General features: G+C 28.2%; 11 protein-coding genes. 7 read left to right on the plus strand and 4 right to left on the minus strand.

Annotation, left to right across the window (positions count from 1 at the left end; all coding sequences use genetic code 11):
• On the plus strand, positions 1-1,211 hold a 1,211-nt coding region (locus tag WC168_RS07990), incomplete at its 5' end, for a PAS domain S-box protein (protein WP_372618573.1).
• Between the two features lie 2 nt (positions 1,212-1,213).
• On the opposite strand, the gene WC168_RS07995 is transcribed toward WC168_RS07990, so the two are convergent.
• The 3 genes from WC168_RS07995 to WC168_RS08005 form a co-directional block, all read right to left on the minus strand.
• Positions 1,214-2,368, minus strand: a complete 1,155-nt coding sequence (locus tag WC168_RS07995; RefSeq protein ID WP_082946472.1) for a multidrug effflux MFS transporter — start codon at positions 2,366-2,368, stop codon at positions 1,214-1,216.
• Positions 2,369-2,441: 73 nt separating this feature from the next.
• On the minus strand, positions 2,442-2,879 hold the full coding sequence (locus WC168_RS08000; RefSeq protein WP_109065523.1) for a DNA starvation/stationary phase protection protein: 438 nt from the start codon (positions 2,877-2,879) through the stop codon (positions 2,442-2,444).
• Between the two features lie 61 nt (positions 2,880-2,940).
• Positions 2,941-3,582: an HAD family hydrolase gene (locus WC168_RS08005; protein WP_066407109.1), complete on the minus strand. Its 642-nt coding sequence runs from the start codon at positions 3,580-3,582 to the stop codon at positions 2,941-2,943.
• Between the two features lie 319 nt (positions 3,583-3,901).
• On the opposite strand from WC168_RS08005, the gene WC168_RS08010 reads away from it, so the two are divergent.
• The 3 genes from WC168_RS08010 to ung all read left to right on the plus strand — a co-directional run bounded on the left by WC168_RS08010 (position 3,902) and on the right by ung (position 7,824).
• Entirely contained in the window at positions 3,902-5,554 is a 1,653-nt protein-coding gene (locus tag WC168_RS08010) for an acetolactate synthase large subunit (protein WP_279132825.1), read from the plus strand.
• Between the two features lie 78 nt (positions 5,555-5,632).
• Positions 5,633-7,024, plus strand: a complete 1,392-nt coding sequence (locus WC168_RS08015; protein WP_279132823.1) for an aldehyde dehydrogenase family protein — start codon at positions 5,633-5,635, stop codon at positions 7,022-7,024.
• Positions 7,025-7,176: 152 nt separating this feature from the next.
• Positions 7,177-7,824 carry a uracil-DNA glycosylase gene (gene ung / locus WC168_RS08020; RefSeq protein ID WP_279132822.1) on the plus strand — a complete coding sequence of 216 codons (648 nt, stop codon included), beginning with the start codon at positions 7,177-7,179 and terminating at the stop codon, positions 7,822-7,824.
• Position 7,825: 1 nt separating this feature from the next.
• On the opposite strand, the gene WC168_RS08025 is transcribed toward ung, so the two are convergent.
• Positions 7,826-8,173, minus strand: a complete 348-nt coding sequence (locus WC168_RS08025; protein WP_066159949.1) for a nitrous oxide-stimulated promoter family protein — start codon at positions 8,171-8,173, stop codon at positions 7,826-7,828.
• A gap of 84 nt (positions 8,174-8,257) precedes the next feature.
• Between WC168_RS08025 and WC168_RS08030 the strand changes: the two genes are divergently transcribed.
• From WC168_RS08030 to yaaA, 3 genes are all read left to right on the plus strand, one after another.
• Positions 8,258-8,905: a Crp/Fnr family transcriptional regulator gene (locus tag WC168_RS08030; RefSeq protein WP_066159946.1), complete on the plus strand. Its 648-nt coding sequence runs from the start codon at positions 8,258-8,260 to the stop codon at positions 8,903-8,905.
• 54 nt (positions 8,906-8,959) lie between these two features.
• Positions 8,960-10,228 (plus strand): conjugal transfer protein TraF, encoded by a 1,269-nt coding sequence (gene traF / locus WC168_RS08035; RefSeq protein WP_279132819.1) that lies wholly within the window; start codon positions 8,960-8,962, stop codon positions 10,226-10,228.
• Between the two features lie 49 nt (positions 10,229-10,277).
• A partial coding sequence (yaaA, locus tag WC168_RS08040; protein WP_372618577.1) for a peroxide stress protein YaaA occupies positions 10,278-10,650 on the plus strand: 373 nt, incomplete at its 3' end.

Below are 10,650 nucleotides of genomic sequence, written 5' to 3' on the forward strand. Positions count from 1 at the left end.
TAAGCAACAAAGAGATTAAATATGTAAAAGAGGATTGTAAAACAATTTTTGATGAGAATAAAAAAGCTTTAATATCACATGGAACAGTTCAAGATATTACAGAATTAACAGTTGCAAAACAAAAAATAGAGCAAGAGAGATTTGCTTTAAAAGAGCAACAAGAGCTTTTAGAAACAATATTTAACAATACAATAGATGGCTTAGCAATAATAGACAAAGATACAAATTTTATTAAAGTAAATAAAACTTATTGTGAATTAACAGGATATACTCAAGAAGAGCTTTTGCAAACATCTTGTATTGCTTTAACTGCACCTGAAGATATTCAAAGAGTAAAAGCACTAAATGAAGAGTTTATAAAAGGGGATATTCAAAATATAACTATTGATAAATCTTGTATTGGAAAATATAGAAAAATTGATTCTAGGATTTTTTCATCTTGGTTACCAGACAAAGAGCATATTTTGATTAATATGAAAGATTTAACAAGTGATAACATATTAAAAGAACAAGCTAAACTTTTTTCAATGAAAGGTATGTTGGAGAATATTGCACATCAATGGAGACAACCTTTAAGTATTATAAGCTCGATTGCAAGTGGCATAAATATATTGAAAAAATATGATAAGCTAAATAGTTATGACTTTGAAAAAGATATGAATCTTATTTTACAACAGGTAAATTATCTATCAAATACAATAGAAGATATTAGCAATTTTGTAGTTGATGATAAGAGTTTAGAATCTACTAGTTTAGTATCTATTTTAGAAAAGAGTTTAAATATTTTTAATCCAATTGCAAAGGTGAATAGTATTAATATAGTGGTTGATTTTGATGAAGATTTGCTTTTAAAAGCCTATCCAAATGAGTTGATTCAATCTTTTATAAATATTTTGACAAATTCAAAAGATGCTTTAATAAAACAGACAGAAGATAGATATATATTTGTAAGTACAAAAAGTGATAAAGATTTGTTTATAATAGAGATAAAAGATAGCGGAAAAGGTGTAGATAAAGCTATTATTAATAGAGTTTTTGAACCATATTTTACAACAAAACATCAAAGTTTAGGTACAGGAATAGGTCTATCTATGACTCATAATTGTATTAATATAAGACATAATGCAACCATAGAAGTAGCAAATAGTGAATATATTTATAATAATAAAAAATATAGAGGCTTAAGTACAAAAATCTACTTTAAAAAGTAGATTTAAGCTTTATAGCTTCTAATTATTAAGTAAGATATAAAAGATAATAAAGTTATACTAAAAGCTATTATAAAAAATCCATTATCATCAAAATATAGCGCAATAGATGAGATAAGTGCTCCCAAACCAAACTGTAAAACACCAATAACTCCACTAGCAACTCCAGCATTTTTTGAGAAGTGCTCAAGAGCAATTGCCATACAATTTCCAAAAACAAAAGCCATCATACTCATATAAGCAGCCAAAACAATAACAGTTTGAATCAAAGTTATATTTTGGTGAATTAAAATAAAAATTAATCCAACAACTATTTGAAAAAGTATTGCAAATTTTACAATACTCAAAGCATTATATTTTTTAAGAAGATTTACATTTACTTTTATCATAAACATTAAAATAATAAAATTTATTCCAAAAAATAGTGGAAAATAGTCTGTTTTTATTCCAAAATATTCAATATATATAAATGATGTTTTGGCGATTAATATAAAAAAACCTCCAAAACTAATAGCAAGTACCAACATAGCTTTCATAGCTTTTTTGTGTGTTAGAACAGATTTATAGGACTCTAAAACTTTTTGCTCACTTTTTACAAAACTCTCTGGCAAATCTTTGTAGACTAAAAATGCTACAAATAAAGAGTATATTGTTAGAAATACAAAAATACCTTCCCATGGATAAAAATGTATTATTAAAGCACCAAAAACAGGAGCCAATAAAGGTGCAATACTTCTAATAATCCCAATCAATGAAAATACCTTTGCAGCCTCTTGCCCTTTAAATCTATCTCTTACAGCAGCAGCTGCATTTACAACTGTAATTCCTCCAAAAAATGCCTCTAAAAATCTATATATCCAAAGTTCATAAACATTTGAACTAAATATTATTAAAAAACTAAAAAAAGCAAAACCAATAAGTCCCAAAATAGAACCAAATCTTCTTCCATATCTATCAGAAATTGGTCCACCAAAAATCTGTCCAACTGCAAAACCTATTAAAAATATTGATAAAGATAGTTCAATTTTATGTATATTTACATCAAAATATTTTGCAATTTCAGGAATTGATGGAAGATAAGTATCTGTTGCTATTGGAGCAACTGAAGATAAAATAGATAATAGAATAATTAAATATATATGGCTAGTTGATTTTTTCATAAAGACTCTTTAAAATGTATTGTATATAAGTGAGTTAAAAAGAAGAGATGATTAAGGGAAAATCCCTTAATCACTATTTTGTCATGCTAGATAGCATCCATAAATCTTTTTCAAGTTTTGCAACTTTCTCATCTGCAAAAGCTTCTGTTCCTTTGTCTGCATTTTCACCTGCAAGAGCGCTTAGTTTTTTAAACTCTTCTAAAAGGTATTTGAAATCTTCAGTAATTTTTTCAACAATCTCTTTTGATTTAAAACTATCACCTGTTTCAGTTTTTATTTTTGTTGTTTTTACTAAATCATCAATTGTTAAAAGTGCTTTCCCACCTAAAATTATCGCTCTTTCAGCAGCATCATCAAACAGAGTTGACATCTCATCATAAACACCTTCTGTGTAGTTATGAACTGGATGAAAATCCATACCTTTTACATTCCAGTGATAATTATGTAATTTTACATAAAGAGCATGTGCATCAGCTTGAATTTGATTTAATTGTTTTATTACTTTTGACATTTTTGAATCCTTTATTTTAAAATGGGTTCTATTATATAACCATAAATATCATTTGTCAATATTATTTGATAATATTTATAATCTCCAAAGGCTCTTTTACAATAAAATCAGCACCATGCTCTTTTAGCTCTTTTTCATCTCTAAAGCCCCATAAAACACCAATTGCCTTCATATTTGCACTTTTTGCTGTTTGCATATCAACTTTTGTATCTCCAACAAAAAATATCTCACTTGGATTAATTTTTAGTTTTGAAGCAATATTTAGTGCTTGAATAGGATCTGGTTTTTTAGCTTGTTGCTCTTTTTGTCCATGAACTTCTAAAAATGGATAATCTTTAAATAATGTTTTTACATACTCTTTTGTCATAAAATCTGGTTTGTTTGATAAAACTGTTAAATTACAATCTAATTTAACAAGCTCATCTAAAAGTTCATAAATGCCATCATAAGGTTTTGTATTTTTATGAAGATTAAATTCATAAAGTTCTTTAAATCTTTTTGTGGCTTCATCTTTTAATTCAATACTATTCTTTAAAGCATTATCTATTAAAACATCCATTCCACTTCCAACAAAATATTTATATTCATCTATTTTATAAGTATCTAATTTTAAGCTTGTTAAAACTTCATTCATACACAGAGCAATATCATAAATAGAGTCTAAAAGTGTTCCATCTAAATCAAAAATAAGTGTTTTTTTCATATTTAACCTTTATAATAAAAATAGAAGTTTAACCAATATTTTCATAAATTGAGATTTTATGTAACAAAATTTATGTAAATATTGTAAAAATAAAAGCCCTAAAAATAGGCGTTCTAAATAAAAGTGTAACTTTTTTACAAAAATAATCTTTAGATTGAAAAAAAAAGTTGCATATTAATAAAACTAAACTATATTGTGGCTATAATAGCAACTGTTTATCAATTATATTTTCAAATATAAATTGAGATTGAATTTTCATTAAAAACGGTTAATTATAAAACGGTATAATTAAATCATTATAAAATTTTGGAGTAATAAAATGAATGCATCAGATTTATTTGTAAAAGCATTAGAAAACGAAGGTGTTGAGTACATTTTTGGTGTTCCTGGTGAAGAGAATTTAGATTTCTTGGAAGCTATGAGAAAATCAAATATTAAACTTATATTAACAAGACATGAACAAGGTGCAGGATTTATGGCTGCAACTTATGGAAGATTAACAGGAAAAGTTGGAGTTTGTTTAGCAACTTTAGGCCCTGGTGCTACAAACTTTGCTACTTGTGCTGCTTATGCACAATTAGGTGGAATGCCTATGATGATGATAACTGGTCAAAAACCAATTAAAAAATCAAAACAAGGAAGATTCCAAATCATTGATATTGTTAGAATGATGAGACCGATGACTAAATTTGCAAAACAAATTGTAAATGTTCATAATATCCCTTCTGTTGTAAGAGATGCATTTAAAATTGCAACAACTGAAAGACCTGGTGCTGTTCATATTGAACTACCTGAAGATATTGCACACGAACCTGTAGATGCTGATACAACAATCTATCCAGTTTACAATGTAAAATATCCAGCAGCAGTTGATGAGGTTATTGCAGAAGCAGTTGCTATGATTGAAAAAGCTAAAAGACCACTACTTTTAATTGGGGCAGGTGCAAATAGAACAAGAATAGGAAATACTTTAACAGATTTAGTAAATAAAACTGGTATGGCATTCTTCTCTACTCAAATGGGTAAAGGTGTTATTGATGAAAATCACCCAATGTGTTTAAGTGCTGCTGCATTAAGTAAAGATGATTTTGTTCACTGTGCAATTGATAGAGCAGATTTAATTATCAATGTTGGACACGATGTTATTGAAAAACCACCATTTTTTATGTCAAATAAAGAGGGTGCAACAAAAGTTATGCATGTTAACTTCTTCCCATCTGAAGTAGATGATACTTACTTCCCACAAATGGATGTTGTTGGAGATATCGCAAGTAATATTGCAAAAATAACTGAGAAAATAAAAGTTCAAGCTCACTGGGATTTTGATTACTATACAAGAATGGCAGAAGAGATTAGAACTAGATTATCAAAATATTTTGGTGATAATAGATTCCCAATTTTACCTCAAAGAGCTGTAAGAGCTATTAGACAAACATTAGCTGCTGAAGATATTGTAACGCTTGATAATGGTGTTTATAAATTATGGTTTGCAAGAAACTATAGATGTGCAAAACCAAATACACTTTTACTAGATAATGCACTTGCAACTATGGGAGCTGGACTTCCTTCTGGAATGATGGCAAAAATGATCAATCCAAATAAAAAAGTTGTTTCAGTTTGTGGAGATGGTGGGTTTATGATGAACTCTCAAGAGATGGAGACAGCTGTTAGATTAGGACTTGATTTAACTGTAATTATTCTAAATGATAATGCATACGGAATGATTAAATGGAAACAAACAGGAATGGGATTTGAGTCATTTGGACTTGATCTTGGAAACCCTGATTTTGTTAAATATGCTGAATCTTATGGAGCTCATGGTTATAGACCAAAATCTGTTGAAGAGTTTGAAGCTACTTTAGAAAAATGTGTAAATAGCAAAGGTGTACATTTAATTGATTTAGCAGTTGATTACTCTTTAAATCACTCAATCTTAAATGAGTTACTACCAAATAAAACTTGTTTAGTTTAATCTAAACAATCTTAGAAAGGGGCTTTAGATTTAAAGCCCCTTTTTTAATCTTTAAAATTAAAATTCAAAGGAGAAAATATGAGTACGATAGAAGTTACATCACCATTTGATGGAAAAGTAGTTGGAACTGTAAAATTTAACACTTATGAAGAGGTTGAAGCAGCTATTGATTTAGCACATAAAACTTTTTTAGATAGAGATAATTGGATTCCAAAATATAAAAGAATAGAGATTTTAGAAAATGTTATGAAAATTATGAGTTCTCAAGTTGAAGAGCTTACAATCCTTTGTGCAAGTGAAGGTGGAAAACCATATATTGACTCTAAAGTTGAAATTCAAAGAGCTATAAATGGAATTAAAATTGCTATTGAGCAAATAGGACTTCAAGAAGGTCATGAGATTGCTATGGGTCACACAGCATCAAGTGCAAATAGAATTGCATACACAATGAAAGAGCCAATAGGTGTTGTTGCTGCAATTTCTGCATTTAATCACCCATTTAATCTTGCTGTTCATCAAGTAATTCCAGCAATTGCTGTTGGATGTCCAGTAATTATTAGACCAGCAACTCAAACTCCAATGAGTGCGATTAAATTAGTAGAGATTTTAAAAGAGGCTGGTTTACCAAATGGTTGGGCTCAAGCTGTTGTTTGTGATAGAAATGCTGGAGAGTTATTAGTAACAAGTCCTAAAACAGCATTCTTTACATTTATTGGTTCTGGTCCTGTTGGTTGGTATTTAAACTCTAAATCATCTCCAGGAACTAGAAGTGCATTAGAGCATGGTGGAGTTGCACCTGTTATTGTTGAGCCAGATGCAGATATTGAAGCTATGATTCCAGATTTAGTAAAAGGTGGATTTTATCACGCTGGTCAAGTTTGTGTATCAGTTCAAAGAATTTTTGTTCATGAATCAATTGCAGACACAGTAGCTTCTAAAATTGCCGAAAAAGCTTCAAAACTAGTTGTTGGAAATCAACTTGATCCAAAAACTGAAGTTGGACCACTAATTAATCACAATGAAGTAAACAGAGTTGAAGAGTGGGTAAATGAAGCAGTTACAAAAGGTGGAAAAATTTTAACAGGTGGAAAAAGAATCTCTGATTCTTGTTTTGAACCAACAGTTATTTTTAATCCAAGTGATGATGCGATTATCTCTCAAAAAGAGATTTTTGGACCAGTTGTTTGTGTATATTCATATAAAACTTTAGATGAAGCAATTGCTAGAGCAAATCAACTAGATGTTTCATTCCAAGCAGCAGTATTTACAAAAAATATTGATACAGCTTTAAAATCTATAAAAAGATTAAATGCAACAGCAGTTATGGTAAATGACCATACAGCATTTAGAGTTGACTGGATGCCATTTGGTGGAGCTAAAACTTCAGGATTAGGACTTGGTGGAATTCCAGACTCTATGAGAGAGATGCAAAATCAAAAAATGATGGTTATTAAATCACCAGTTTTATAAAAATAATTGCTTAATTTATAAGTAATTTTCACTCAACAAGAGTTTGCCACACTTAGGATACAAAATTTATAATTTTGACCAAGTGGGCAAAATTGTCTCTTTCAAACTACTTATAAAAATAACTACTAAAAATCAAAATAAAGATTAGATAAATGACTTGGGAAGATATTATAGATTTAGAGAAACAAAAAGATTACTATAAATCTTTAGAAAAAGAGATAAACAAAAGATATGAAACTACTACAGTATTTCCTGAGAAAAAAAATATTTTTAAAGCTTTTTCTTTGACAAAACTTGATAATCTAAAAGTTGTAATATTAGGACAAGATCCATATCATGGTTTTGGACAAGCCCAAGGTTTGGCATTTTCAACTCCAGCTAATATAAAAAATCCACCATCTATGCAAAATATATTAAAAGAGATAAACAGTGATTTGGGCAAAAAATCTATTTGTGAAGATGGAGATTTAACACCTTGGGCAAAACAAGGAGTGCTTCTTTTAAATACAATTTTAACTGTAGAAGAGGCAAAACCAAAATCTCATCATAATCTTGGTTGGGAAGTTTTTACAGATAATATAATTAAATATATAAGCGATAATTGCGAAGATACTATTTTTATTCTTTGGGGAAGCCCTGCTATTTCAAAAACAAAATTAATAGATAGAAAAAAACATCATATTTTAATAGCTCCACACCCAAGCCCACTTAGTTCATATAGAGGATTTTTTGCTTGTAAACACTTCTCTAAAACAAATGATATTTTAAAATCTTTAAATAAAGAAGCTATTATTTGGTAGATTAATTAAAAAGATTCATAACCCTTGATTTAATTTTTCCAAGAGAGAGTTTTATAGCTGAATATTTCATAACTTTTGCAATACTTTTCCATCTATCTTTTTCATAACAAGGTTTTGGACAATTTCTACATCTTGGTTTAGTTTCGTGGGGACAATTTTGTAGTTTAGTAAATGAGTAGTTAATTGCTTCAAAACACTCTTTGCAAAGATATAAATCTATATCTATTTTTAAATCTTTATATATTTGAATTTCAGATTTATTATATTGATTTTGATGCTTATCTATACAATATAACTCATAAAACTTCTTAAGAGTTTTAACTTCACTTATAAATTTTTCACTTGTCATAAAATCTTCTTTACTCTATTTTTATAATTTTTGCATACAATACAAAATATTTTCTTGATAGTTATCAAGAGAAAGGAACAAAATATGAGAAAAGTTTTTGATGATTATGAGTTTTTTAATTTTTTAGATAAAAAAGATTTAGATAGGCTAAAAGAGATATCATTTAAAAAAAAGTATCAAAAAGATGAGATACTTTTTTACAAAGGGGATGAACCAAAGTTTTTACACCTTTTAACAAAAGGAATAGTAAAGCTTTATACTCATGATTTTAAAGATAATGAGATAATAATTCATAATCTAATAGCTCCATCTTTAATAGCTGAAATTGTAAACTATGAAGAGATAAATTTTTTAGCAAATTGCTCTTGTGAAACTGATTGTGAAGTTATTTTAATAGATTATAGAAAATTTAAAGATGAGTTTTTATTAAAACCACAAATTGCAATGTTTTTTATAAAATCTTTAACTAAAAAGATAAAATATTTAGAGAGTTTTATAAACTATAATGTATCTTTAAATAGTATTGAAAAAATAGCGAAATTTTTGTTAGAAAATGAAGAGTTATTGAAAAACTTAAGACAGATAAAGATTGCACAAATATTAAATATAACTGCTGAAACATTTTCAAGACAACTTGCAAAACTAAAAAAAGATGGTGTTATAGAAAATGATAAAGGTCATATTAAAATTTTAGATCATAACAAGCTTTTATCTTATGTTGGTAATTTTTGATACAAATCTTTTATTTCTTGTTATAATTTTGCAATTATAGAAATAGGAGAATGTATGAAAAAAATAACAAAATCAATAGTTGCTGCAACACTACTTACTACAAGTTTAAATGCAGCTAGTTTTCAAGTTTTAGGTTCAAAAGCAACTTCAATGGGTGGAGCTGGTATTGCTACATCACCATCATCACTTGCAAGTTACAATAATCCAGCTCTATTAGCAAAAAATAAAAAAACTTTTGCATTTCACACAGGAGTTGGAGTTGGATATAGAGATAATGGAGTTTTGGATACAGTTAGTCAACTGGACGATTTAAATTTTTCTGATTTAGTTGAGCTGGCTGAAAATACAACAGGTTTGAGTGGAGTTTCAATTGATGATTTAACAAAATTAAATCAATCAAAAAATATTATCCTAGGAGCAAACAATCAATCTTTTAATGTAGCACCAACAGTTGATGTAGCATTTGCGATTAAAAACTTTGGTTTTGGTATTTTTGCAAATGCTGATGTTGCTGGAACTTCAAAAGTAGATCAAAAATATAACAGATTAATATTTAAAAATGGTACAAACTATTATGAATTAAATTCAGATAATAGTGTTACAGTTAGTAATCAAGCATATTATGAAAATAGTTCTTTAATCTATGCAATGGATGAGGGTATTGGAAATACAGGAGTTCAGCTAGATGGTCTTGCTGTTATTGAGATACCAGTTGCCTATGGACATGCTTTTGGTACAGATTTTGGAGATATCTATTTAGGAGGAGCTTTTAAGCTAATGAAAGGAACTACATATAGTAGTTTTCATAGTTTTTCAAGCGATAAAGATATAAGTGATGATTTTGACAAAAATAAAAAAGATTCTACAACAGTTGGTTTAGATTTGGGAGTTGCATATAATCCATCTTTTGATGAAGATTTAACTTTGGCTCTTGTGGGAAAAAATTTAAATTCTCCTAGTTTTGATAGAATAAATGGTGGGGAGTTTAAATTAGATCCAATGGTAAGAGCTGGAGCTGCATATAAAATTAGTTTTGTAGAACTTGCTTTTGATGTTGATTTAACTGAAAATGAATCAATAAATGGTATGAAATCAAGATATGTAGGAGGAGGTGCTAGTTTTGATCTATTTATTCTTGATTTAAATGCTGGAGTAATGAAGAATTTATCAAGCAATGATGATTCTGGTTTGATATACACAGCTGGAGTTTCTATGGGACCTGTTGAATTATCTGCTCAAATGGCAAGTAAATCTACTCATATAGATGGAACAAAATTACCAAAACAAGCAAGTGTTAATTTAGCTATTGCATTTTCTTGGTAAAAATTAGGAGATATCTCTCCTAATTATAATTATAAAAAAAGAGTTTAAATTGAAAATACTATTTTCTCCAAGTGAGACAAAAATTTCTGGTGGTGATAAAATTGATTTTAGTAAAAATAATTTTATATTTCCAGAGCTTTTTAACAAAAGAGCAAAGATTGTAAAAGCATATAATGATTTTTTAAAAACTGCATCAAAAAGTGATTTAGAAAAACTTTTTGGAACAAAAAAAGATGATGTAATAGAAAAATATAGAGTCGATATCTTCTCTTTACCTCTTAAAAAAGCAATTCAAAGATATGAAGGTGTTGCTTATGATTATTTAAATTATAATAATTTAGATAAAAATGAACAAAATTATATAGATGAAAATGTTTTGATTTTTTCAAATATTTTTGGTGTTATAAAAGCAAGTGATTTGA

The sequence above is a fragment of the Aliarcobacter sp. genome (genome assembly GCF_041672065.1).
In the GTDB taxonomy this organism is placed as follows: domain Bacteria; phylum Campylobacterota; class Campylobacteria; order Campylobacterales; family Arcobacteraceae; genus Aliarcobacter; species Aliarcobacter skirrowii.

Coding starts and splice junctions, on each gene's coding strand:
- WC168_RS07995 (WP_082946472.1), bottom strand. CDS start 2,368: ATGAAAAAATCAACTAGCCATATATATTTAATTATTCTATTATCTATT.
- WC168_RS08000 (WP_109065523.1), bottom strand. CDS start 2,879: ATGTCAAAAGTAATAAAACAATTAAATCAAATTCAAGCTGATGCACAT.
- WC168_RS08005 (WP_066407109.1), bottom strand. CDS start 3,582: ATGAAAAAAACACTTATTTTTGATTTAGATGGAACACTTTTAGACTCT.
- WC168_RS08010 (WP_279132825.1), top strand. CDS start 3,902: ATGAATGCATCAGATTTATTTGTAAAAGCATTAGAAAACGAAGGTGTT.
- WC168_RS08015 (WP_279132823.1), top strand. CDS start 5,633: ATGAGTACGATAGAAGTTACATCACCATTTGATGGAAAAGTAGTTGGA.
- ung (WP_279132822.1), top strand. CDS start 7,177: ATGACTTGGGAAGATATTATAGATTTAGAGAAACAAAAAGATTACTAT.
- WC168_RS08025 (WP_066159949.1), bottom strand. CDS start 8,173: ATGACAAGTGAAAAATTTATAAGTGAAGTTAAAACTCTTAAGAAGTTT.
- WC168_RS08030 (WP_066159946.1), top strand. CDS start 8,258: ATGAGAAAAGTTTTTGATGATTATGAGTTTTTTAATTTTTTAGATAAA.
- traF (WP_279132819.1), top strand. CDS start 8,960: ATGAAAAAAATAACAAAATCAATAGTTGCTGCAACACTACTTACTACA.